Source organism: Zobellella endophytica (assembly GCF_003012775.1).
In the GTDB taxonomy this organism is placed as follows: domain Bacteria; phylum Pseudomonadota; class Gammaproteobacteria; order Enterobacterales; family Aeromonadaceae; genus Oceanimonas; species Oceanimonas endophytica.
In genome coordinates this window covers 67,223-91,737 of sequence record NZ_PXYG01000003.1, presented here as the reverse complement: position 1 = coordinate 91,737, position 24,515 = coordinate 67,223, and the positions used below count along the sequence as shown (strand labels likewise).

Here is a 24,515-nt window from a genome sequence, read left to right as displayed (position 1 = left end):
AGACCGAGCAGTGGGTAGACTCGGCTTCCAGCTTCCCGCCCGTCAGGCCAGCTTGAAGCGGGCGATCTGCTCCTGCAACTCGTCGCCGAGGCGGGCCAGGCTGACGCTGGTGGCGGCGGTTTCCTCGGTAGCGGCGGCGGACTGTTCGGCCACGTCGCGGATATTGGACACGCTGCGGTTGATCTCTTCCGCCACCGAGGTCTGCTCTTCGGCGGCGGTGGCGATCTGCTGGCTCATCTGCTGGATGGTAGACACCGAACCGTTGATCTCGTCCAGGGAAACGCCGGCCTGGCGAGCCGCCGCCACGGTGCTGTCGGCCAACTGACGGCTGGAGTCCATGGTGCTCACCGCTCCTTCGGCTCCGTTTTGAAGGGTGCTAATCAGGCCTTCAATTTCAACCGTGGACTCCTGGGTGCGCCTGGCCAGGGCCCGCACTTCGTCTGCCACCACCGCGAAGCCCCGCCCGGCATCGCCGGCCCGGGCCGCTTCAATGGCCGCATTGAGCGCCAGCAGGTTGGTCTGTTCGGCGATGCCCTTGATCACGTCCAGTACTGTGTTGATATTGCCGCTGTCCTGTTTCAGCCGCTCGATGGCGGAAGCCGACGCTTCGATAGCCTGGGCCAGGCTTTCGATGCGGCCGATCGCCTGCTGTACCACCAGGGTCCCTTGCCGGGCCTGGCCGTCCGCTTCCTGAGCGGAGCCGGCGGCGGCCTCGGCGCTGCGGGCCACCTCCAGCACGGTAGCGGTCATCTGGTTCATGGCGGTGGCCACCTGCTCGGTGTCCATCTTCTGCTGGGTGACGCCGGCGCTGGTCTGCTCGGTGACGGCGGACATCTCCTCGGTGGCGGTGGCCAGCTGCTCGATGCCGGAGGTCAGCCGGGTGAGCAGGTCGCGCAGGTTTTCGGTCATGTGCTGCATGGCCTGCATCAGCTGGCCCAGCTCATCCCGGCGATCGCTGCGGATGTTGCGGGACAGGTCGCCGGCGGCGATGGTGCGGGACAGCGCCACCACCTGGTGCAGTGGCGCCACTATGCTGCGGGTGATCAGCAGGGCGATAAGGATGCCGGCGGCGAAGGCCACGCCGGTGGACACCAGCATGATCAGCCGGGCCTCATCGCCGTTCTGCTGCAGTATGCCGACCTGCAGCCCGGTCGCCTTGCCCGAAGCGGAGAGGGCCTGGCGGGCATGGTCGACCATCACGGCTTCGGTGCCGAGCAACTGCTCATAGCCCTGCTGCAACTGCTCGAAGTTCTGCCGGTATCGGCCCAGCTCGGCCAGGGCACCGTCGACCAGGGCGGTGGCCGCCTCGGCGTCGAGGCGTTGGCTCAGGTTGCGGCCCTGGTAGTTGTTCTTGAGCACATTGGCCTTGGTGGCCAGATCCTGCAGTTGTTTGAACACCTCGTCGGCGTAGAGCGGATTGCGGCTGCTGACGTAGTTCTTTTCCGCCTGGCGCACGATGAGCACTGCCTTGCTCAGCACATTGGCCTGGCCGGCCACGTCCAGCATCCGCAGGCCGTTGGTCTCGCCGATGCTCCTGAGCTGACGGATGGCTTCGCTGCTCAGCCTGAACTCCAGCTCCTCGAACCGCTCCATGGCCTGGCGGGCGCTGATTTCCAGCTGCTGCTGGGCGTCAGTCGCGGCCTGCTGGTGCCGGCGCAGGTCGGCCAGGGCGCCTTGGTAGCCACCGAGCGCCTGGTGCAGGGTATCCACCTGGGCGGCGATGTCGGGATACTGCAGTATTTTGCGGGTTGCCTCGCTCAGCTCGGCGGCCTGGTGGGTCATCTCCAGCGCACGCTCGATATATTGCTCGTCGTGGCGCAGCTGGTAGTCTTTTTCGCTCCGCCGGGCTTCGAACACCAGGGTTTCTATCTCGGCAACCTGCACCAGGCGGTCGATCAGGTGCTGGATATTCTGCATCCGCCCGTAACTGAGCCAGGCGCTGATCAGGGAAATGAACAGCACCACAGCGAAGCCGAAGATCAGCTTCTTACGTACACTCATATCGACGATAAAACCTAAGGCATTCATGGGGGTATCCTTAACAGGCTGGGGGCAGAAAGAGGGTGGCTCAAGCTTAGGCCGGGGCGGTAGCACGGTATGGCAAGGAGGGGGGCGTTACTCATCGGGCTTCCTTCCTGGGGTTTTCTCTCGTTTAGGTGCCGGTGGCGGGAGCCAGGGTTCTCCCGGCCGCCTGACAACACATCTTCCCATGCCCTTGTGCCCCGGTGTTTGAGCTTCCACCCCATGGCGCCGGCGGTATCAGCTCCGTGCCTTATTTGTGTTTCACTTGAGTCTACACCCATCTGCTAACCATATCGGCCCGGCTCAGCCAAAACTTTAATTTTTTTGTCATAAAATGGCTCGTTTGGCGCCTATTTGGGCACACTTTTTTTAGCTGGATCACAAAGCTGAACCGTTTCAGCTTAATTTTGTTGTTTAGCTAAATCGGTTTAGCTAGTGTGCGTGGCAACGAAATGATACGGAGAAAACGATGCCTGTTGTTTATTGCCTGGGTGATGGCGTGATGGATTTGCTGCCGGCGGCGGCGGGACAGTTGCGGCCCTGTGTGGGCGGCGCGCCGGCCAACGTGGCGGTGGGTGTGCGCCGGCTGGGGGGCGAGGCCGCCTTTGTCGGTCGTCTGGGGCAGGACCCGTTCGGCGATGACATTATCGCGGCCCTGAACGCCGAAGGCGTTTGCACCCGCCATGCCGCCCGGGACCCGCGCCTGCCCACCAGCGCCACCCTGGTGACCCTGGGCGACGGCGGTGAACGCAGCTTCTTTTTTCTGGCCAGGAGCTCGGCGGATCAACTGCTGGAGCCGGCCGATCTGCCGGTGTTCCGGACCGGCGACTGGCTGCACCTGTGCTCCCTGGCGCTGACCGCGGAGCCGGCCCGGGGCACCGCCCTGATGGCGGTGCGCCGCATCCGCCAGGCCGGCGGCTTCGTCAGCTTCGACGCCAATATCCGGCTGAGCCGCTGGCCGGACCGGGCCACGCTCAAGGCCTCCCTGGAGCGCATCATTCCCGAGGTGGACCTGCTCAAGCTGTCGCAGGAAGAAGCCGAGCTGCTTACCGGCCACGCGGATCCCCACCTGGCGATGACGGTGCTGGAAGCCGAATACCGGCGGCCGCTGATGCTGATTTCCCTGGGCTCGGCGGGCGTGCTGGCCTCCCGGCAGGGCGAGCGGGTGCACCAGGGCGCCTTTGCCGTGCGGGCCGTGGATACCACCGGGGCGGGAGACGCCTTCATGGCCGGGCTGCTGGCCGGGCTGGCGCAAAACCCCGAACCCGGGGTGGCGCAGTTGTCCCGCCTGTTGCGGCAGGCGCAGGCCTGTGGCGCCCAGTGCTGCCTGCAGCCGGGGGCCATGGCGGCCCTGCCCGACGGCGCGGCATTGAACGATTTTATCAACCAACAGAACTGATCATCGTTGATCACAGGAGAAAAAAATGACAAGGAAAGCACTGTTAGTGGGTTTGCTGGTGGCAGGGACTGCCGCCACCGCCAATGCGGAAGTCAGCTGGGAAGGCGAAAAGGGTCGGCTGACTCTGGGCGGCGACGTCGAGTTCGACGTCAACGTGGCCAACAAGCAGGAAGACAGCAACCTGTATATGAACGACGGCCGTGACGACCGCTGGGATCAGACCGGCCGGCTGCTGCTCGACATCTCCGGGGAGCGGGTCGCCGATTCCGGCGCCTACGCCAGGTTCAAGGCCCAGCCCACCCTGGCCAGCAACGGCGGCGTCGGCTCGGACGACGCCTGGTTCGCCTTCGGCCGCAGCGATGTGGGCGAGATGAAGGTCGGCCGCTTCGAGGCGCTGGACCTGTTTCCCCTCGGCCAGGACGTGTTCGTGGAGCACTCCGGCGACACCTCTTCCGGCCTCTACACCGACGGCTCCGCCTACCTGTACATGACCAAGGAAGCCCGCGGCCGGGCCGGTGACGCGGGCCATGTCATGGTCAGCCGCCAGCTGGGCGACGTCTACGTCGAGCTGGCCACCCTGTTCGGCAACCGCCTGGATCTGTTCAACGGCGCCCAATACCACGGCTTCGATCTGGAGAAGAAAAAGGATTCGGTGGTGGTGCGTCCGGCCCTGCGCTGGCAGCTGGGTGACTTCAGCTGGGCGGTGGGCATGGAGCACAACCTGATCGAGGACGCCATCGTCGACGAGCGCGGCCGTGACGTGTCAGACCGCACCGGCTACGGCACCACCTTCGGCTGGCAGTCCGGCACCATCAAGGCCAATCTCAACGCCGCCTACCTGGACGCGCACCGGGAAGAAAACCTGACCCTGGGCGCCAACGTGCTGTTCGACAAGTTCGGTCTGGGCTATATCTACGGCCGCAACAAGATAGACGACGTCAACCCGGCGTCCGAGCACGCCAGCTACCTGATCGGCACCCAGCAGAGCAACACCCTCTACACCTCCTACCGGTTCGACCGGGTGCTGGATCTGGACAACTTCGACATTCTGGTCGGTGCTTACTGGTCCAGCTTCGATGTGGAAGAGTCCACCACCGCCACCGACCGTTACGGTACCCGGGTACGCTTTAAATACTTCTTCTAATCTTGAGGGGGGCGTCAGGCCCCCCTGCGCATGACGGATATCGAACCATGAATATTGAAGCCATCGCCAAAGAACTGTTGCCGCTGCTCGGGGGCAGGGACAATATCGCCTCCGCCGCCCATTGCGCCACCCGGCTGCGGCTGGTGCTGAACGACGACAGCCTGGCCGACAAGGCGGCCATCCAGAACGTGGAAGGGGTGAAGGGCTGCTTCGCCAACGCCGGCCAGATGCAGGTGATCTTCGGTACCGGCCTGGTCAACAAGGTGTACGCGGAGTTTGCCGCCCTCACCGGCCTGGGGGACACCAGCAAGGCCGAGCTGGTGGACGCGGCGGCGGCCAGGCTCAACCCGGCCCAGCGCCTGGCGCGCACCCTGTCCAATATTTTCGTGCCCATCATCCCGGCCATCGTTTCCGCCGGTTTGCTGATGGGCCTGCTCGGCATGGTGCGCTCCTACGGCTGGGTCTCCCCCGACAGCGCCCTGTTCATCATGCTCGACATGTTCAGCTCGGCCGCCTTCATCATCCTGCCGGTGCTGATCGGCTTTACCGCCGCCCGAGAGTTCGGCGGCAACCCCTACCTGGGTGCCACCCTGGGGGGCATCCTGACCCATCCGGCCCTGACCAATGCCTGGACCGTGGCCGACGGCTTCAAGACCATGGAATTCCTCGGGATGGAAGTGGGCATGGTCGGCTACCAGGGCACGGTGTTTCCCATGCTGCTGGCGGTGTGGGTGATGAGCCAGGTGGAAAAGCGCCTGCGCAAGGTGGTGCCCAATGCCCTGGATCTGATCGTCACCCCCTTCCTCACCCTGCTGATCGCGGGCTTCGTGGCGCTGCTGTTCGTGGGCCCCATCGGTCGCGGCCTGGGCGACGGCATCTCCCTGCTGCTGAGCGGCCTGTACGACCACGCCGGCTGGCTGGCGGGCCTGGTGTTCGGCGGCACCTATTCCGCCATCGTGATCACCGGCATCCACCACAGCTTCCACGCCATCGAAACCGGGCTGCTGACCAACCCGGCCATCGCCGTCAACTTCCTGTTGCCGATCTGGGCCATGGCCAACGTGGCCCAGGGCGGCGCCTGCCTGGCGGTGTACTTCAAGACCAAGGACGCCAAGCTCAAGGCGATCACGGTGCCGGCCGGCGCCTCCTGCCTGCTGGGCATTACCGAGGCGGCCATCTTCGGGGTCAACCTGCGCTACGGCAAGCCCTTCCTGGCCGGCCTGTTCGGCGGCGCCCTGGGCGGGGCTTACGTGGTGGCCACCAAGGTGGGCATGACCGCCGTGGGCCTGACCGGCCTGCCGGGCCTGGCCATCGTGCAGCCCGCCTCGCTGCTGAACTACGGCATCGGCATGGTCATCGCCTTCGCCGCGGCCTTCACCGCCTCCACCCTGCTGAAGTACAAGCTGGACTGATGGAAATCAGATAGTTGACAAACTTTCGGCTTACTCTGTTGTCACTCCCGCGACGGCGGGAGTCCACGGCAAGCTGTCATGGACCTCCGCCTTCGCGGAGGCGACGACGAGATAATGGAGTTTGTCATCAAACTGCAAGGAGATATGGCAATGACCGAACAGCAGTGGCTGAACAGGCTGAGCGAAGCCTTGCTCGGGGGGCTGAACCGGGCCGAGGGGGATCCCCACCGGCCCGGCTGGCATATCGCCGCCCCGGTGGGCCTGCTCAACGATCCCAACGGCTTTATCCGGTTCGACGGCCGCTACCGGCTGTTCTACCAGTGGAACCCGCTGGCCTGCGCCCACGGCGCCAAGGCCTGGGGTCAGCTGGTGTCGGACGATCTGGTGCATTGGCAGCACCTGGGGCTGGCGCTGGCGCCCACCGAGGACTACGAGCGCAACGGCTGCTACTCCGGCTCGGCGGTGGACAACAACGGCGAGCTGACCCTGATCTACACCGGCAACGTCAAATACGACCGGGAGCGGCGCACCGCCTTCCAGTGCCTGGCGGTGGAGCGGGAGTTCGGCGAGTTTGAGAAGCTGGGCCCGGTGCTGGACTTGCCCGAGGGCTATACCGGCCATGTGCGGGACCCCAAGGTGTGGCGGCACGACGGGCACTGGTGGATGGTGCTGGCGGCCCAGAGCGAAGACGGCCAGGGCAAGGTGCTGCTCTACCAGAGCGCCGATCTGCACCACTGGCGGCAGATCGGGGTGCTGGCCGGCAGTGGCGAGCAGGATCTCGGGGAGTTCGGCTACATGTGGGAATGCCCGGACCTGTTCGAACTTGGCGGGCGCCATGTGCTGATCTGCTGCCCCCAAGGCCTGCCGGCCGAGGCCGATCGCTACCAGAACCTGTACCAGTGCGGCTGGCTGGCCGGCGAGCTGGACTGGCACGGCGGGCGCCTGGCCCACGGCGACTTCCACGAGCTGGATCTGGGCTTTGAATTCTATGCCCCGCAAACCACCCTGGACGACCAGGGCCGGCGCCTGCTGATCGGCTGGCTCGGCCTGCCCGACGACAACGAGCCGGCCCAGCCGACCCGGGACTACGGCTGGATGAACCAGCTCAGCTGCCCGCGGGTATTGAGCTGGCGCGAGGGCAAGCTGTATCAGAATCCGGTGCCCGAGCTGGCCGCCCTGCGCGGCGAGGCGTTCGACTGGCAGGGGCTGGCGGTGCAGGCGCCCCGGCTGCAGGGCGGGCGGGCCGAGCTTGAGCTGGTCATCAGCGGCGAGGTGCGGCTCTACCTGGGCCAGGCGGCGGTGCTCACGGTTAACGCCGGCGGCCTCGAGCTCCGGCGCCTGAACTGGCGCAGCGGCGAATGGGAAAGCCGGCGCTGGCATGGGGCGGTCACGGATCTGCGGCTGCTGCTCGACAGCTCCAGCATCGAGCTGTTTATCAACGAGGGGGAAGCGGCGATGTCGGCCCGCTATTTCCCGGGAGCCCATCCCGAAATCCGCTGGGGCGGGGCGGGGGAGACCCGCTTCCGCTACTGGCCGCTGGCGCCGGTGCTGCGCCAGTCGTGACCGGGCTCAGAGCCCGATATCCCGCACGTTTTCCATCACCACGAAGGTGCTGGTCTGCAGCACATGGGGCAGGGCGGAGATCTTTTCGCCCAGCACCATGCGGTAGGAGGCCATGTCCCTGGTGCGGATTTTCAGCAGGTAGTCGAAGCCGCCGGCGATCATGTGGCACTGCTCCACCTCGGCAATCTTGAGCGCCGCCTTGTTGAAGGCGGTGAGGGCCTTGCTGCTGGTGTCGTTCAGGGTGATCTGCACGAAGGAGATATGACTGAGGCCGAGTTTGCTCTGATCCACCAGGGCGGTGTAGCCGGTGATATAGCCCTGCTCTTCGAGCCGGCGCATGCGCAGCTGGCAGGGGGTTTTCGACAGCCCGACCCGGGAGGCCAGCTCGGTGAGGGTGATGCGGGCGTTCTCCCGCAGCTCCTGGATGATCTGCAGGTCCGCCCTGTCCAGATGGCTCATCTTTCTCGTCCTCTTTCGTCAACATGCCCCGGCGCGATGGCATGGCGCGCCATCATAACAGCGGGAGAAAACGGTATTATGGTTGATATGGCTATTTTTGTCATTTTATGTGGTGAATAATTAATTAATTATCGATATAAAAAGTATATTGGTGTCGTTTATTTTCTTTATATAGGAAAAAAGAATATTCACTTTCGGTTAGCATGGTGCCAACAAAATTGCACATACCGAGGGAGAAGGTCGGATGAAAGAACAAGCACTGTCGCTGGCGGCTTGCCGGGAGCAGATTCGTGGCCATTACCTGGCGGATGAGGCCGGGGTGGTCAAGTCCCTGGCGGCCAATGCCCGGGTGTCCGCCGACGTTCGCGCCCGCATCTCGGCACGGGCGGTTGAACTGGTGCGTGACGTGCGCGCCAACTCCACCCCGACCATGATGGAAAAATTCCTGGCCCAATACGGCCTGACCACCAAGGAAGGCGTGGCCCTGATGTGCCTGGCCGAGGCGCTGCTGCGGGTGCCGGACAAGAGCACCATCGACGAGCTGATCGAAGACAAGATTTCATCCGGCAACTGGGGCGAGCACCGCGGCCGCTCCAACTCGTCGCTGATCAACAGCTCCACCTGGGCGCTGCTGGTCACCGGCAAGCTGCTGTCGCCGGTCGACCGGCAGGGGCTGGCGAACACCCTGCGCGGGATGGTCAAGCGGCTGGGCGAGCCGGTGGTACGCACCGCCGTCGGCCAGGCGATGAAGGAAATGGGGCGCCAGTTCGTGCTGGGCCGCAACATCGAGGAAGCGGTCAAGCGCGCCAAAAGCTACGAGGCCCGCGGTTACACCTATTCCTACGACATGCTGGGCGAAGCCGCCCGCACCGACGCCGACGCCCTGCGCTATCACAAGGCCTACTCCGATGCCATCAAGTCCCTGGCGCCGCACTGCGTGCACCCGGACATCCGCCAGAACCCGGGTATTTCGGTCAAGCTGTCGGCGCTGCATGCCCGTTACGAGTTCGGCCAGAAAGCACGGGTGATGAACGAGCTGGTGCCCCGCACCCTGGAGCTGGCCAAACAGGCCAAGGCCGCCAACATGGGCTTCAACATCGACGCGGAGGAAGCGGATCGCCTGGACCTGTCCCTGGACGTGATCGAAGCGGTGCTGTCCGATCCCGCCCTGGCGGGCTGGGACGGCTTCGGCATCGTGGTGCAGGCCTTCGGCAAGCGGGCCGCCCCTGTGCTCGACTGGCTGTACGCCCTGGCCGACAGGCTCGACCGCCGCATCATGGTGCGGCTGGTGAAAGGCGCCTACTGGGATGCGGAGATCAAGCGCGCCCAGGTGATGGGGCTGGCGGACTTTCCGGTGTTCACCCGCAAGGTCAACAGCGATCTGTCCTATATCGCCTGCGCCCAGAAGCTGCTGGGGATGACCGATCGCATCTATCCCCAGTTCGCCACCCACAACGCCCACTCGGTGTCGGCCATCCTCGAGCTGGCCCAGGGCCGCGACTGCTTCGAGTTCCAGCGCCTGCACGGCATGGGCGAATCCCTGCACGACGCCGTGCTCACCAAGCAGGGTACCCGCTGCCGTATCTACGCGCCGGTGGGCGCCCACCAGGATCTGCTGGCCTACCTGGTGCGCCGCCTGCTCGAGAACGGCGCCAACAGCTCCTTCGTTAACCAGATTGTCGACACCCGCATCCAGCCGGAAGACATCGCCCGGGATCCTTTCGATGCGGTGGCGGCCATGGGCGATGCGCTGTCGAGCAAGATCATTGCCCGCCCCGCCGATCTCTACGGCGCCAAACGCCGCAACTCACGGGGCTGGGATTTCACCAACCCGGTGGAAGTGGCGGAAATCGAGGCCGCCCGCGCGCCCTTCAAGACCCGACAGTGGACCGGCGGGCCCGTGATCGCCGGCCCGGTGCAGAGCACCCGGGTGGAGGAAGTGCGCAACCCGGCGGTGCCGTCGGATCTGGTGGGCCATGTCACCCAGGCGTCGAAAGAAGATATCGACACCGCCATCGCCGCCGCCCGCGCCGGGTTCGAGCTCTGGTCCGCGCTGCCGGTGGCGGAGCGCAGTGCGCGCATCCGTCGCGTGGCCGACCTGTTCGAAGAACACGCCGCCGAGCTGTTCGCCCTGGCCACCCGGGAAGCGGGCAAGAGCCTGCCGGATGCGATTGCCGAAATCCGCGAAGCCGTCGACTTCGCCCGTTACTATCCGAACGAAGCCGAACGCAATCAGGAATTCGGTACCGGCCGCGGGGTGATCAGCTGTATTTCGCCCTGGAACTTCCCGCTGGCCATTTTCGCCGGTCAGGTGCTGGCGGGGCTGGCGGCGGGCAACGCCGTCATCGCCAAGCCCGCCGGCCAGACCGCGCTTATCGCCACCCGGGCGGTCGAGCTGATGCATGAAGCCGGCATTCCCCGCGAGGCCATCCAGCTGCTGCCCGGCAGCGGCAGCACCGTGGGGGCGGCCCTGACCTCGGACCCGCGCATTGACGGCGTCTGCTTTACCGGCTCCACCGCCACCGCCCAGCACATCAACAAGGTGATGGCCGAGTCTGTGGCACCGGACGCGCCCCTGGTGGCCGAAACCGGCGGCCTGAACGCCATGATCGTGGACTCGACCGCGCTGCCGGAGCAGGTGGTGCGCGACGTGCTGGCCTCCTCCTTCCAGAGCGCCGGCCAGCGCTGCTCCGCCCTGCGCATGCTCTATGTGCAGAAGGACATCGCCGATCACCTGCTGGAGATGCTGTTCGGGGCCATGGACGAGCTGCGGCTGGGCAACCCCTGGCAGCTCGACACCGACGTGGGCCCGGTGATCGACCAGAACGCCAAGCGGGGCATAGAGGCGCACTGCGAAAAATTCGCGCGCATGGGACGGGTGCTCAAGCAACTGCCGGTGCCCGCCGAGGGGCTGTTCGTGGCGCCCACGGTGATCAGGCTCGACGGCATCCACGAGCTGGAAGAGGAGATCTTCGGGCCCGTGCTGCACGTGGCTACGTTCGAGGCGGATGAACTCGACCAGGTGGTCGATCACATCAACGCCCGGGGCTTCGGCCTGACCTTCGGCCTGCATACCCGGGTCGACAAGCGGGTGGAACGCATCACGAGCCGCATCAAGGTCGGCAATATCTACGTCAACCGTAACCAGATCGGCGCCATCGTCGGCTCCCAGCCCTTCGGCGGCGAAGGGCTCTCGGGCACCGGTCCCAAGGCCGGTGGTCCGCAGTATGTACGCCGCTTTATGGCGTCCGGCGAGGGCCAAGGCGTGCAAGCGGCGGAGCAGGCATCGGTCACGGCGGCTCAGCTGCAAGGCGGCATCGACCGGCTGAATGGCAAGGATTGGGCCCAGGCCCGGAACCGGGCCGAGCGCCTTGCACCGATTTTCGGCACCGTGCCGGCGGCGCTGGATGCCACCCCGGAAGAGATGCCGGGCCCCACCGGCGAGCTCAATCGCCTGCGCTGTTGCGCCCGTGGCACCGTGCTCTGCCTGGGACCGGATCTGGCCTCGGCCCTGAAACAGGCGGGTCTCGCCCTGTCCCAGGGTAACGCCGTGGTGGTGGTGGCCCCGGGTGCCCGGGCGGCGCTGAGCCGGGCCGAGGCGGCCAATATTCCGGCCATCGGCCTGGATGGCCTGTTGCAGCCCGTCGCCCTCGAAACCGTCACCGGCTTCGAGGCGGTGGCAAGTGGCGCCGACACCGCCACCCTGCGCCAGTACCGGGTCGCCCTGTCGCACCGCGATGGAGCCCTGCTGCCGCTCATTACCGAGCAGAACGTACCCGAGCGCTTCGTGATCGAGCGCCACCTGTGCGTCGACACCACGGCGGCCGGCGGTAACGCCAGCCTGATCGCCGCCTCGGAGTAAGCGGCCGGACGGTGGTGGTCCCGCCCGGCGGGCGGGGCCAGGGCCGTCACTTCCTGAATCCAGGTGTTCACGGCGCTGGCGGTCGATCTCAGTACGGGTAGAATGGGCATATCTGCCAACAAGATGCTAGACACGTGGATAAGAAGAAACTGACCATAGCCCGGCTGGCGGAGCTGGCCGGGGTGTCCAAGGCCACCGCCAGCCTGGTGCTGAACGGCAAGGCCGGCCAGTACCGGATTGCCGACGAAACCCGCGAACGGGTGATGGCGGTGGCCGAGCGCTACCAGTACCAGCCCAACCTCCACGCCCGCGCCCTGGGCTCCCGCCGCAGCCATACCCTGGGTCTGGTGATCCCCGACCTCACCAACTTCGGCTTCGCCAGCATCGCCAAGTCCCTGGAATCCCGCTGTCGGGAGGCCGGCTTGCAACTGCTGATCGCCTGCTCCGACGACGATCCCGAGCTGGAGCAGTTGGTGGTGGCTGGGCTGATCCAGCGCCAGGTGGATGCGTTGATCGTGGCCTCCAGCGGCGATGACGACGGCCCCTACCGGCAGTTGGCGGGACGGATGCCGGTGGTGCAGCTCGACCGCCATATCGGCCAGTCGAGCCTGCCGCTGGTGATTTCGGACGCCTGCCGGGCCACGGCGGAGCTGGTGCAGTCCCTGGCCCGGGGGCAGGAGGCGGTGTATTTTCTGGGCGGACAACTGGCGCTGTCGCCCAGCCGTCACCGCCTGGCGGGCTACGAGCTGGGCCTGCAGCGGGCCGGGATAGAGGCCAGGCCGGAATGGATCTGGACGGCGGACTATCGCTCGGTGTCGGGCTACCGCATGATGGCGCAGTTGCACCAGGATCTGGGCCGGCTGCCCGGGGCCCTGTTTACCGCTTCCTTTACCCTGCTCGAGGGGGTGCTGCGCTATCTCAACGAGCACCATTTGTTGGCCGAGCCGATCCGGCTCGGCACCTTCGACGATCACGAACTGCTCGACTGCCTGCCGATCGCGGTGGATGCGGTGGCCCAGGACTGCGATGCGCTGGCCGGGGCGGCCTTCGAGCTGTGCCGTTTGTTGCTGCAGGGGGAAACCCTGGTCAAGGCCGCCCATGTGGTGCCGACCAGGGTCCATTGGCGCAGTCGCGCTCATTGCGAGGCGTAACCGGTGACGGTTTCGGCAGCGCTATGACAGGGGCTGGCGCCTGCTTCGGGGGAGGGGAGCGACGCTAAAGTAAGGCATGGCGCCTTACTTTAGCGGTTTGACTCATACCTTGAAGAGCTGGTGGAAGGCGGCAGCGTGCTCCTGGCTGGCCTGCTGTTTCTGCTCGAAGGCCTGGGTCACCTCTTCAAGGTCGCATTCATCGGCCTTGAACGCCTGCACCTTGATGTCGTAATGCTCGGTGGCCTCTTTCAGTTTGGCCCGCTTGTCGTGCAGATCGTCCCATGCTTCCTGAGCCACTTCGGTCTGTACCGTCATATCGCACCTCCTGCGTCGGTTAAAACCTAAAGTCTAGTACGGCCGCGGGAGAGATAAAGGGCTCTGGAGGTGGTTTGTAGGGTCGAATTTATTCGGCCAACGCGTGGTGCCGACATGGGCCATTGAAACGGACTCTACGGTAGACCCGGCGTATCCTGTCGATGTCAGTCGTCCAAAACACGAGGCAAGACGTCCCTTTACAGGGGGACCACTGAAATGGATCTGTGATGGTGTTGCCGGAAAGCAAAAAGCCCACCTTACGGTGGGCTTCTCAGGATGATTTGGTCGGCGTGAGAGGATTTGAACCTCCGACCCCTGACACCCCATGACAGTGCGCTACCAAGCTGCGCTACACGCCGAAATCGTCGTTGTGTCGACGGGGCAGGATTCTAGGCAAGTGGCCGGGGGCTGTCAACACTCCATCCGGCCTGCCTGGTGCGTTTGCCTGCTATTTGCGCATCAGCGGGTGAATTGCAGCCGTTTGCCGAAGGCCTGCTCGCTGACCGTGCCGTTCTGGTAGGCAATCTGGCCGTTGACCAGGGTGGTGTCGACCCGGCTCCTGAGGGTGGTGCCCTCGAGCGGCGACCAGCCGCAGTGGTAGAGCAGGTTGTCCTTGCCGACGGGGGTGCTGGCATCGAGATCGAACAGCACCAGATCGGCGAAGTAGCCTTCGCGGACATAGCCCCGGTCCTTGATCTGATAGCGCTCGGCCACCGCGTGGGCGGTTTTGCGCACTATGGTCTCCAGGCTGAAGATGCCCTTGTGGTAGAACTCCATCAGCATCGGCAGGGCGTGCTGGCACAGGGGCAGGCCGGAGGGGGCGCCGAAGTAGGGGTTCTGCTTGTCGACCCAGGTGTGGGGCGCGTGGTCGGTGGCGATGATGTCGATGATATCCTGGTTCACCGCGTCGATCAGCGCCTGCTGGTCGGCGGCGGTCTTGACCGCCGGGTTGCACTTGATCAGCGAGCCCAGGCGCTCGTAGTCCGCCTCGTTGTAGAACAGGTGGTGCACGCACACCTCGGCGGTGATGTTCTTGTCCTTCAGCTCGGCCAGGGAGTGGCTGGCGGTGAAGTGGCTCATCTCCCGGGCGGTGGTGAGGTGCAGCACGTGCAATTTGGACTGGTAGCGCTTGGCCAGGCTCACCGCCAGCGAGGAGGACAGGTAGCAGGCCTCGGCGCTGCGGATGCGGCCGTGCTCGCCGAAGGGCACCGCCTCGCCGTATTGCTCCCGGGCCTTCTGCTCGTTGGCCTTGATGGTGGGGGAGTCTTCGCAGTGGGTGGCGATCAGCACCGGGCTGTCGCGGAAGATGCCGGCCAGGGCCGCTTCGCTGTCGACCAGCATGTTGCCGGTGGAGGCGCCCATGAACACCTTGACGCCGCAGGTCTGGTTGGGGTCCAGGCGCTGGATCTGCTCCAGGTTGTCGTTGGTGCCGCCCAGGTAGAAGCTGTAGTTGCCGGCGGCCCGGCCCTCGGCCAGCTTGAACTTGGCCTCCAGTGCCTCCAGGGTGGTGGTTTGCGGGTTGACGTTGGGCATGTCCATGAAGCTGGTGGTGCCCCCGGCCACGGCGGCGCGGGATTCCGACGCTATGTTGCCCTTGTCGGGCATGCCCGGCTCGCGAAAGTGCACCTGATCGTCGATCATGCCCGGCAGCAGGTGTTTGCCGGCGGCGTCCAGCACCCGGGTGCCGGCGGCGGCGCTGAGGCCGAAACCGATCTGCTCGATGCGCTCGCCCTCGATCAGCACATCCTGCACCTGAACCCGGCCCTCGTTGACCAGGGTTGCGTTTTTAATCAATAGTTTATTCATTGTGACTTCATTCCTTTGGCGGCTAACAAGGCTATAATAGCGAATCTTGACTGTAGCCGACAGGCGCGGTCCGCGCGTTTTATCTTCAAGGAGACCGGTAATGGCAGCAGAGACCATATTCAGCAAAATCATCCGCAAGGAAATTCCCGCCGATATCCTCTACCAGGACGAGCTGGTTACCGCCTTTCGCGATATTACCCCCAAGGCGCCGACCCATATCTTGATCATCCCCAACGTGCTGATCCCCACCGTCAACGAGGTGGAAGCCGAGCATGAGCTGGCCCTGGGCCGGCTGTTCACCGTGGCGCGCAAGCTGGCGGCCGAGGCCGGCCTGGCGGAGGACGGTTACCGCCTGATCGTCAACTGCAACCGCCACGGCGGCCAGGAGGTTTACCACATTCACATGCATCTGCTGGGTGGCCGTCCGCTCGGCCCCATGCTGGCCCGCTGAGGACATGTCGATGACCCTATCCCGTTTCGCCCTGGTGGTTCTCGCCGGCGGTCTGCTCAGCGCCTGCGGCCTGCCCAACCCCTATTCGTCGCAGCCGGCGCCGGTCACGCCCGCCACCCCGGGCCCGGTACAGCCGGCGGAACCCGCTCCGCAGCCGCCGGTGATCCAGCTGCCCGAGGCCCCGGTCACCCCCTTGCCCGAGGCGCGCAGCGCCAACCTGGAGCGGCTGGCCGACAACCTGGCGGCCCGGCTCAAGGCCAGCTCGGCCATCGCCGAGGTCTCGGGCCCGGTGCTGCTCGACGATATCCGCAACCAGGCGGGCAGCCCGGTGGATACCCGGGGCCTGACCGAGCGGCTGCAGGCCAACCTGAGCGGACCCTTGACGTTCGTGGGTGGCGCCCAGGTCAGCAGCCTGCGACAGCAACTGGCTTACCAGGGCGGACGGGCCGACGTGGCCTCCCTGGTGCGTCTGGGCAAGCAGAGCGGCGCCGACTACCTGCTGTCCGGCAACCTGAGCCGGGCCGGCGGCGGCTTTCGGCTGCAGGCCCAACTGATGGATTTAAGCAGCGGCGAAGTGCTCTGGTCCGACAGCGTCAATGGTCAGTAGCCGGCCGCAGGCCTGGCTGCCCGACGGGCTGCAGGGCCGGCTGACGGCACTGCCCGGCGGCCATACCAACCGCTGCTGGCGGCTGGACACGGCCCGGGGCCGCTACTGGCTGCGCCTGGGCTGCGCCCGCCCGGAACGGCTCGGCATCGACCGCCGGCAGGAGCTGGAGGCGCACCGCCTTGCCGCCGACGCCGGCCTGGCGCCGGCGGTCCGCTTTGCCCTACCGGAGCGGGGCCTGCTGGTGCTGGACTGGCTGGACGAGCCGGACTGGCGGCAGCGAACCGAGCCCGATCTGGCCGGGCTGATGGCCCGGGTGGCCACCCTGCACCGGCTGCCGGCGACGCTGCCGGTGCTGGATCTGCGGCAGCGGATGCAGCATTATCTGGGGCGGTTGACGGCGGTGCCGCCGGCCCTGGCAGCCTGCCTGCCCCGTTTCGACGAGCCGGCGCTGAATCCGGCCTTTACCCCGGTGTTTTGCCATCATGACCTGACCGCCGGCAACCTGCTGGGCGAGCGGCCCTGGCTGCTGGACTGGGAATATGCCGCCCTGGGCGATGCCGCCTTCGAGCTGGCGGTGATCGCCGACGGCTTCGGGCTGGACCCGGCGGCGAGCGCGGCCATGCTGGCCCATTACCGGGCCGGCGGGGGAGAGCTCGACCCGCCCCGCCTGGCGGCGCGCCTGTGCTGGGTACACCTGCTGACCGCCCTGTGGGCGGCGGTGCAATACCGCCACCACGGCACGCCGTCGTACCTGGCGTTGCAGCAGGGGGCCGAGGCCCGGCTGGCGCGGGCATTGACACAATACTGAATCTGTATACCGCCGAGCCAAGGCGGCAGTGGAGCGACCATGGGTCCTTTTATCCTCGATTTACACGGCCATGAGCTGGATGCGGAAGAGCGCGAACTGCTGGCCCATCCCACCGTGGGCGGCGTTATTTTTTTCAGCCGGAACTATCACGACCGGGCCCAGTTGGGCGCGCTGGTCAAGGCCATCCGTGCCGTCAGGCCGGGGCTGCTGTTGACCGTGGATCACGAAGGTGGCCGGGTGCAGCGCTTTCGCGACGGCTTTTTCCCGCTGCCGGCACCGGGCCGGCTGACGGCGCTGGACCACCCCGACAAGGCGGCCCTGCTGGCCGATGCGGGCTGGCTGATGGCCGCCGAGCTGCTGGCCCACGACATCGATCTCAGCTTCGCCCCGGTGCTCGATCTGGAACGGGGCAGCGAGGTGATTGGTGATCGCAGCTTCGGGGCCGATCCCGCCGCGGTGATCGAGCATGCCGGCGCCTATATCCGCGGCATGCGGCAGGCGGGCATGGCGGCGGTGGCCAAGCATTTTCCCGGCCACGGCAGCGTGCGCGCCGACTCCCACAAGGAGAGCCCGGTGGACGAACGGGCGCTGGCCGAGATAGAAGCGGCCGATCTGGTGCCCTTCAAGACCCTGGTAAGCCAGGGGCTGATCCAGGGCATGATGCCGGCCCACGTTGTCTACCGCGCGGTGGATCCTGAGCCGGCGGGTTTCTCTTCATTCTGGATCAAGGAGATACTGCGTCGCCGGCTCGGCTTCGGCGGCCTGGTGTTCAGCGACGATCTGACCATGGAAGGGGCGGCGGTGGCCGGTGACTACCCGGAGCGCGCCCGGCTGGCGCTGGCGGCGGGCTGCGACCTGCTGCTGGCCTGCAACCATCGGGCCGGGGCGGTGCGTATCATCGACAGCCTGCCACATTCTCTGCAACGGGATCTGTCCGCCCTGCGCAAGCGGCCCGACGCCGGCGCGGCCCACCTCTACGGCAGCAGCCGCTGGCGCGAGGCGAGCCGGCGATTGCTGGCCCTGGGCCGGGAGCAGGGCTGGCACGACTGACGGGAGCCAGTTATTTTTATGTGAAAATGAAGTTGTGGTTTTTGACGCAACTCTTAGAATGAGCTCCGCTCAGGATGAGCGGGGTTGCCGGGAGAATCTGTCGCTATGGGGCGCTCATAGCCGCAGGTTTTTTCTTACATCTTACAGGGGTCAGGTATGACAAGAATTATCGTGGTCGGCGGCGGCGCCGGCGGATTGGAGCTGGTCACCAAGCTGGGCCGGCAACTGGGCCGCAAGGGCAAGGCGGAAGTGATATTGGTGGACCGCAACCGGACCCACCTGTGGAAACCGCTGCTGCACGAAGTGGCCACCGGCGCCATGGATCCGGGCATCGACGGCCTGAGTTACCGCTCCCAGGCCCACAACCACGGCTTCAGCTTTCACCTGGGCAGCCTCACCGGCATCGACCGGGAAGCCAAGAGCATTACCCTGGCCCCGCTGCTCGACGACGCCGGCAAGCCCATGGTCAGCGAGCGCCTGCTCAAGTACGACATCCTGGTGCTGGCCATCGGCTCCGTGTCCAACGACTTCGGCACCCAGGGCGTGCGGGACCACTGCATCTTCCTCGACAGCCCGCAACAGGCCGAACGCTTCCACGACGAACTGATGAACCGCTTTCTGCAGTATGCGGAGAGCGAGACCGTGGATGAAAAGGTCGATATCGCCATCGTCGGCGGTGGCGCCACCGGGGTGGAGCTGTCGGCCGAACTGTACAACGCGGTGGAGCACCTGGGCGCCTACGGCTTCAAGAAGCTCAACCGCGACTGCCTGCGGCTGACCCTGGTGGAAGCGGGGCCGCGCATCCTGCCGGCGCTGCCCGAGCGGATCTCGGCCATGGCGCACAAGGAGCTGCGCGAGCTGGGCGTGGACGTGCGCATCAACACCATGATAGTGGAGGCCACCAACGAGGGGCTCAAAACCAAGGACGGCGAGCTGATCCCCGCCAAGCTGATGGTATGGGCCGCGGGTATCAAGGCGCCGGACTTCATGAAGGACATCGCCGGGCTGGAAACCAACCGCATCAACCAGCTGGTGGTCAAACCCACGCTGCAGACCAGCCGCGACGACAGCATCTTCGTGATCGGCGACTGCGCCAATTGCCTGCAGGACAACGGCAAGCCGGTGCCGCCCCGGGCCCAGTCGGCGCACCAGATGGCCAGCCTCGCCTACGACAACATCCAGGCCCTGCTCGCCGGCAAGGCGCTCAAATCTTACGTGTACAAGGATCACGGCTCGCTGGTGAACCTGAGCCGCTACAGCACGGTAGGATCCTTGATGGGTAACCTGATGCGCGGCTCCATGATGGTGGAAGGGCGCATCGCCCGCACCGTGTACATCTCCCTCTACCGCATGCACCAGGTGGCGCTGCACGGCTACACCCGCACCGGGCTGATGATGCTGGTGGGGCAGATCAACCGCTACCTGCGGCCCCGGCTCAAGCTGCACTGATACTCAAGCAGGAAGCCAGAAGCTGAAAGCTTGAGGCTGGAAGCCGGAAGGAAACCCTCTTTCCGGCTTTTTTATGGGCTGTTTTTCCTTTATCACCGCCGTTCAATCCTGGCTATCTCCGTCTTCTTACCCTGGTCATCTCCGCGAAGGCGGAGATCCATGACCGCTTGCACCGGGCTGCCGCCGTTACCTGCGCGGTGCATAACGATGCCGTGCCGCTATTTTGCGCACAGCTCCGATGGGTGCCGTTCCGGCGGTGAACGTCGGCGTTATCCGGGGTAGTGGCGGCATCGTGACGCCATCATGAATAGCTTTATATGAAAATGAATGATGGGGTCTGCATAATTAATATTGCTGCTGTCATAATGTTAAGTATTAAGACCTAAACTTAACTGCTGTAATGGTTTTTAATGTCAATAAAAAGTTAAATTGCGCTATTAAGTTTTGATTTTTTCCTTGTATAGTGGCCTGGCCATCTGCAAGCCGGAAGGGGTTTCCGGCCGGTGAGTTTCGCCAAAGGAGCGGGTGGCAGCCCATTCAAGGAGAGCATTAGATGAAAATGACCCCCACCGTACTGGCCGCGGCCCTGGCCGCCTGTTTGTCCACTTCCCTGCATGCCGCCCCCGAATTGCCGGCCACCGGCCTGGATACCGGCAGCAGCCAGTACGCCACCGCCAACGCCTGGGTGGAAGTAGACCAGGCCGCCTTCGAGCACAACATCCGCACCCTGCAGGCGCTGCTGGACGGAAAATCCCGGATCTGCGCCATCATGAAGGCCGATGCCTACGGTCACGGCATCGCCAACCTGATGCCCTCGGTGATCGCCGCCGGCATTCCCTGCGTGGGCATTACCAGCAACGAGGAAGCGCGGGTCGTACGGGAAAGCGGCTATGAAGGCCGCATCATGCGGGTGCGCAGCGCCACCCCGGCGGAAGTGCGCGACGGCCTGCAATTCGACATGGAAGAGCTGTTCGGCGATATCGAGGCGGCACGGCAGGCGGCCGAGGTGGCCGGGGCCGAGGGCAAGACCCTGCGCTACCACCTGGGGCTGAACGCCGGCGGCATGAGCCGCAACGGCCTGGAGCTGGCCACCGAGCAAGGCAAGGCCGAGGCCCGCGCGCTGATGCAGCTCGGCAACCTGGAGCTGGTGGGCATCATGACCCACTTCCAGTACGAGGAAGCGGACTTTGTGCGCGCAGGGCTGGCCAAATTCAACGAACAGTCGCAATGGCTGATTGACGACGCCGGCCTGGATCGCAGCAAGCTGACCCTGCATACCGCCAACTCCTTCACCACCCTGGAAGTGCCGGAAGCCCGGCTCGACATGGTGCGCCCCGGCGGCATCATCTACGGCGACACCATCCCCAGCTATACCGAATACAAGAAGGTGATGTCGTTCAAGACCCGGGTGGCCTCGGTGAACGACTACCCGGCGGGCAGCAAGGTGGGCTACGACGGCACCCATACCCTGGAGCGGGATGCGCTGCTGGCCAACCTGCCCATGGGCTATTCCGACGGCTACCGCCGGGTATTCACCAACAACGCCCATGTGGTGGTGAACGGCCAGCGCGCGCCGGTGGTGGGCCGGGTGTCGATGAACACCACCATGATCGACGTGACCGACATCCCGGGCGTGAAGCCGGGTGACGAGGTGGTGCTGTTCGGCAGGCAGGGCGACACGGAAGTCACTCAGGGCGAGCTGGAAGACGCCAACGGCGCCCTGCTGGCGGACCTGTACACCGTGTGGGGCAACTCCAATCCCAAGATCCTCAAGCGCGCGCAATAACAGCGGGAAGCTTGATGCTGGAAGCCGGAAGCGGGAAGAAAAACCGCTTCCGGTTTTTATTGCCGGAACGGTAAGCGGTCGCTCCCGCGAAGGCGGGAGCCCAGGCGAGCCGGCCAACGAAGCAACCACCACAGATTTGGCTCCGGCGGCAACTTGCTCAGTTTGGGGAGGAAGAAGACCGTCCGCTTTCCCGCTTCATCAGCATAAAGGTGAGGTACATCTTGGTGGGCAGCGAGAGGATCATGCCCAGCGCCACACAGCCGGCGCTGAGCAGAATGCCCCTCACCCCCAGCGCCTCCATGCGGGCGCTGTTATGCAGGTACACCCCCAGCAAGATCAGGCCGATGCCCACCAGCATCACCCCCTTCAGCACCCGGATAAGCATCTCGTCGGACATGGATCCTCCCGCGAACAGTCGCTACCACAGCTTCAGGGTAGCGTGGGGGAGGGGGCGGGGTGTTGATTTATATCAGGGTTGAGCACCGGGCTGTTACCACAGCCCGGTGCTCATCACAACGCCGGTGGCCGAAACCCGGGAGCGAGAGCCCGCCGCGGCGGCAAGGATCGGCTCCAGGCTTTCTTTGACAACCCACCCAGCCTCACTCTGGCTTATCCCCAAGGAAGGTACGCTGGTAAATCGTTCCTTTCGTTATAATGTGGGAACGAAACACGCCGTCAGCATATCTACCCTTTCCCCCGGTAGCAGCATTTTACGTGCATGCCAAACTTGTGAACCCAGGCCGGCGACCATGGTGCCCTGGGTTGTTTCAAGGCGGCGCAGCAGAGAGCCCGGTTGGCCCCGGGTATCCTGATAAAGCTCCAAAAACAACCCTGAATCCGCTCTCCCGGGGAGCGGGGAATCGGCCCTCAGGTAAATGAGCACAGTTACCTTGCAGCCTTCGGCGTTGTCCCGGTGGGCCGCCAGAAAGTCGCCTTCCCGGTAATAGGTGTAGCAGCTGGATTGGGGGCTGAGTTTATAGCGCTGGCCAAAAAACAACACCAGCAGGTTGGCCATGGCATTCCCGGTCAAAAAGCTTATGGCAACCGGCCCAAGGCCCGCCAGGCGGGAGCGGTAGGGAAGGGTGCGGTTTCCGCTGGCCGGAAGGGCATCAACAAACCGGCTGCCGGATTCTTCGCGCAGGGCGCTCAGCCGTTCTTTGGCTATGGCGGTCGTTAATTGCATAAACCCGGTGGCCGCCAGCTCTGCTTTCAGCAACGCCATTTCATCCTTGGGCCAGTTGAGTGTCAGCTCTTGCCAGGCCGGTGGGGAGTAATAGGGAATGCCTCTGTTCATAGTGCGATACTGGCGGTTGATTCCTGGTGCAGATCCTGCTCGTTGAAAGGGCGGGTCTGGCAGGAGATTTCCAGTTGCAGTTTGTTGGGGTCGGAAAAAAAGATGGAGCTGGCATGCCCCAAATCGATGATGGTCGACACTTCTATCCCATGGGCCTGCAGCTGTTGCCGGCGGGATGCCAATTCGTCCAGCGAGGCGGCCCGAAAGGCGAAGTGGTACATGCCGCCGGGCACTCCCAGGGCGCCGTTGATACCGGTGTCGTAACCGGCGGCAATGCCGGTAATGCCCTTCGGCTCCATAAACACCAGGTATTGCGAATCGCCCACATCAAAATAAACCTGGCGCAGGGTGCCCCCTTCGTTGATGTGGGTGATGTTCTCCACCACCTTGGGGAAGCCGAGTATGCCTTCGTAGAACTGGATGGTGCTTTCCATATTGTGGGTCGACACGCCAACATGCGAATAACCGGTGCTCATGTTGTTACTCCTTGCACTTTGGATCATGGGATGTGCCCTGGCAGCCAGGGCGCAGCAAGCTTTGCAGGTGGTTCGCCAGGCGGTAGGTCAGGGCCATCAGGGTAAAGGTGGGGTTTGCCCAGCTCACGGTTGGAAATACGCTCCCCCCGCTGATGTACAGGTTGCGGATGCCATGTACTTTGCCGTTGGGGTCCACCACGCCCTTGTGCCGGCTTTCTGCCATGCGGGTGGTGCCCAGATGATGGTTGGAGTACAGCGGTGAGGGGGCAACCGGGGGCGGACCGAGAGCGCGGCCCTGGCCTTTTCTTTCGAATGTGGCGGCAAGCGCCTGGGCCGTGCGGACGAAGGAGAGCCGATCCAGTTCGCTCAGCCGCCAATACAGCCTCAGCCGCCGGTTGCCCAGGGCATCGGCCTGCTCCGACAAGGTAACCCGGCTGTTTGGGTTTGGCGCCTGCTCCATGAACAGGCCGGCGCGGGGGGCGGCATCCTCGGCCATGGCCGGGGTGCGGTACAGATGCAGCCGTGCGTTGAGCACGCCCAACTGCTGTTGTGCCTCGCCGTTCAGGCCCAGGCATGACAAATATTCGAGCCCATTACCGCCGCATCCGCGGGCGGTCCAGTCTGCAAACGCGTCGGGTTGTAACAGTTCGAACGCGTCGATGGTGAAATGGGGATGCTCCATGAAATAACGGCCGACCAGATCGTAGCCGTTCCCCAGCCCGCAGGCGAGCTGGCGATTGGCATTGAGCAATATTCGGGGGGTTTCCAGCCCGCCGCAGGCCAGCACCACCATGGACGGCCGAATGTGTCCTCGGCGGCCATTGAGAGTGCGTATCTCAAGCTCGGCCACATGGTCGAGGCCGGCACCGAGGCGGATATCCGCCACTGTGGCGTGGGTGAGTGTGGTAATGGTGGATGACGAGGCGAAGTCGGGCTGGAATGACTCCCCAAAGCGCTGGATGGGGGTACCAAAGCGCCATAGGGTGGGCGCCAGTTGCCGGCCGTCCAGGGGCAGGCGGCTTCCCGCCCTGGCGGTGATGGCGCGGGCGTCGAAGTCCGCGTGGCCGAGGTTGAGCAGTCTGGCCACCCGGGAATAATAGGGGGTCAGCTCTTCAACGCCGAATGGCCAGCCGCTGTCGGCAACCCAGGGCCGCTGTGCAAAGTCGTGTGGGTCGAATTGGGCGCAGTAACCCGCCCAAAGGGAGGATGAGCCACCAAAACCCCGGCTCCGGGTTTCCGTTAGCGGATAATCAATACCGGTGGATTCGCCTTCCTGCAGGGCGGCCACCTGCGGATCGGGGGCGACGCCACCGCTTTCAATCAGCAACACCGGGGTCAGCTCAGCCAGTTCACGGGCCAGCACCAGGCCGGCCGGGCCGGCCCCCACAATGGCCAGTTCGGTGGTCCGGTTTAAGGAAACGTCGGGGTTCCTGGCATCCAGAATCATGAGTCCATCCTGTG

At 64.8% G+C, this 24,515-nt stretch carries 20 protein-coding genes and 1 tRNA gene; 12 read left to right on the top strand and 9 right to left on the bottom strand.

The genetic code is table 11. The features are described from left to right. Positions 1–42: 42 nt before the first annotated feature. Positions 43–2,028, bottom strand: coding sequence for a methyl-accepting chemotaxis protein (locus tag C7H85_RS09545; protein ID WP_106729483.1), 1,986 nt, complete (start codon positions 2,026–2,028; stop codon positions 43–45). A gap of 463 nt (positions 2,029–2,491) precedes the next feature. On the opposite strand from C7H85_RS09545, the gene C7H85_RS09540 reads away from it, so the two are divergent. The 4 genes from C7H85_RS09540 to C7H85_RS09525 all read left to right on the top strand — a co-directional run bounded on the left by C7H85_RS09540 (position 2,492) and on the right by C7H85_RS09525 (position 7,540). Then, on the top strand, positions 2,492–3,421 hold the full coding sequence (locus C7H85_RS09540; protein ID WP_106729482.1) for an aminoimidazole riboside kinase: 930 nt from the start codon (positions 2,492–2,494) through the stop codon (positions 3,419–3,421). A 25-nt stretch (positions 3,422–3,446) separates the two neighbouring features. Beyond that, entirely contained in the window at positions 3,447–4,565 is a 1,119-nt protein-coding gene (locus C7H85_RS09535; protein WP_106729481.1) for a carbohydrate porin, read from the top strand. Positions 4,566–4,612: 47 nt separating this feature from the next. Next, entirely contained in the window at positions 4,613–5,977 is a 1,365-nt protein-coding gene (locus C7H85_RS09530) for a sucrose-specific PTS transporter subunit IIBC (RefSeq protein ID WP_106729480.1), read from the top strand. Between the two features lie 150 nt (positions 5,978–6,127). Then, positions 6,128–7,540, top strand: coding sequence for a sucrose-6-phosphate hydrolase (locus C7H85_RS09525; protein ID WP_106729479.1), 1,413 nt, complete (start codon positions 6,128–6,130; stop codon positions 7,538–7,540). Positions 7,541–7,546: 6 nt separating this feature from the next. On the opposite strand, the gene C7H85_RS09520 is transcribed toward C7H85_RS09525, so the two are convergent. After that, positions 7,547–7,999: an Lrp/AsnC ligand binding domain-containing protein gene (locus C7H85_RS09520; protein WP_106729478.1), complete on the bottom strand. Its 453-nt coding sequence runs from the start codon at positions 7,997–7,999 to the stop codon at positions 7,547–7,549. 244 nt (positions 8,000–8,243) lie between these two features. On the opposite strand from C7H85_RS09520, the gene putA reads away from it, so the two are divergent. Both putA and C7H85_RS09510 read left to right on the top strand, forming a co-directional pair. Continuing rightward, positions 8,244–11,861 carry a bifunctional proline dehydrogenase/L-glutamate gamma-semialdehyde dehydrogenase PutA gene (putA, locus tag C7H85_RS09515; RefSeq protein WP_106729477.1) on the top strand — a complete coding sequence of 1,206 codons (3,618 nt, stop codon included), beginning with the start codon at positions 8,244–8,246 and terminating at the stop codon, positions 11,859–11,861. A 134-nt stretch (positions 11,862–11,995) separates the two neighbouring features. Next, a complete protein-coding gene (locus tag C7H85_RS09510) occupies positions 11,996–13,012 on the top strand; it encodes a LacI family DNA-binding transcriptional regulator (RefSeq protein ID WP_106729476.1) in 1,017 nt (338 codons plus the stop codon). Between the two features lie 102 nt (positions 13,013–13,114). Here the strand turns inward: C7H85_RS09510 and C7H85_RS09505 are convergent, their stop codons facing one another. From C7H85_RS09505 to C7H85_RS09495, 3 genes are all read right to left on the bottom strand, one after another. Then, the gene (locus tag C7H85_RS09505) at positions 13,115–13,327 is read right to left on the bottom strand and encodes a hypothetical protein (protein ID WP_106729475.1); all 213 of its coding nucleotides are present in this window, start codon (positions 13,325–13,327) and stop codon (positions 13,115–13,117) included. Positions 13,328–13,609: 282 nt separating this feature from the next. Further along, positions 13,610–13,686, bottom strand: a tRNA-Pro gene (locus tag C7H85_RS09500). A gap of 100 nt (positions 13,687–13,786) precedes the next feature. Continuing rightward, positions 13,787–15,133, bottom strand: a complete 1,347-nt coding sequence (locus C7H85_RS09495) for a dihydroorotase (protein WP_106729474.1) — start codon at positions 15,131–15,133, stop codon at positions 13,787–13,789. Positions 15,134–15,233: 100 nt separating this feature from the next. On the opposite strand from C7H85_RS09495, the gene hinT reads away from it, so the two are divergent. From hinT to alr, 6 genes are all read left to right on the top strand, one after another. Beyond that, complete coding sequence (hinT, locus tag C7H85_RS09490; protein ID WP_106729473.1) at positions 15,234–15,584, top strand: purine nucleoside phosphoramidase; 351 nt, start codon at positions 15,234–15,236, stop codon at positions 15,582–15,584. Between the two features lie 10 nt (positions 15,585–15,594). Further along, complete coding sequence (locus tag C7H85_RS20260; protein WP_106729472.1) at positions 15,595–16,191, top strand: penicillin-binding protein activator LpoB; 597 nt, start codon at positions 15,595–15,597, stop codon at positions 16,189–16,191. Next, entirely contained in the window at positions 16,181–16,999 is an 819-nt protein-coding gene (locus C7H85_RS09480; protein ID WP_106729471.1) for a phosphotransferase, read from the top strand. The genes C7H85_RS20260 and C7H85_RS09480 overlap by 11 nt, the downstream gene beginning before the upstream one ends. A gap of 39 nt (positions 17,000–17,038) precedes the next feature. Further along, positions 17,039–18,049 (top strand): beta-N-acetylhexosaminidase, encoded by a 1,011-nt coding sequence (gene nagZ, locus C7H85_RS09475; RefSeq protein WP_106729470.1) that lies wholly within the window; start codon positions 17,039–17,041, stop codon positions 18,047–18,049. Positions 18,050–18,205: 156 nt separating this feature from the next. Continuing rightward, complete coding sequence (locus C7H85_RS09470; RefSeq protein WP_106729469.1) at positions 18,206–19,498, top strand: NAD(P)/FAD-dependent oxidoreductase; 1,293 nt, start codon at positions 18,206–18,208, stop codon at positions 19,496–19,498. A gap of 553 nt (positions 19,499–20,051) precedes the next feature. Further along, the gene (alr, locus tag C7H85_RS09465) at positions 20,052–21,284 is read left to right on the top strand and encodes an alanine racemase (RefSeq protein ID WP_245879629.1); all 1,233 of its coding nucleotides are present in this window, start codon (positions 20,052–20,054) and stop codon (positions 21,282–21,284) included. A 157-nt stretch (positions 21,285–21,441) separates the two neighbouring features. Here the strand turns inward: alr and C7H85_RS09460 are convergent, their stop codons facing one another. The 4 genes from C7H85_RS09460 to C7H85_RS09445 form a co-directional block, all read right to left on the bottom strand. Further along, entirely contained in the window at positions 21,442–21,681 is a 240-nt protein-coding gene (locus tag C7H85_RS09460) for a hypothetical protein (protein ID WP_106729468.1), read from the bottom strand. A 252-nt stretch (positions 21,682–21,933) separates the two neighbouring features. Further along, positions 21,934–22,578 carry a 2OG-Fe(II) oxygenase family protein gene (locus tag C7H85_RS09455; RefSeq protein WP_106729467.1) on the bottom strand — a complete coding sequence of 215 codons (645 nt, stop codon included), beginning with the start codon at positions 22,576–22,578 and terminating at the stop codon, positions 21,934–21,936. Beyond that, entirely contained in the window at positions 22,575–23,054 is a 480-nt protein-coding gene (locus tag C7H85_RS09450) for a VOC family protein (RefSeq protein WP_158260076.1), read from the bottom strand. Before C7H85_RS09450 ends, C7H85_RS09455 begins: the two co-directional genes overlap by 4 nt. Positions 23,055–23,058: 4 nt before the next feature. Further along, a complete protein-coding gene (locus C7H85_RS09445; protein ID WP_106729465.1) occupies positions 23,059–24,501 on the bottom strand; it encodes a GMC oxidoreductase in 1,443 nt (480 codons plus the stop codon). Positions 24,502–24,515: the final 14 nt, after the last annotated feature.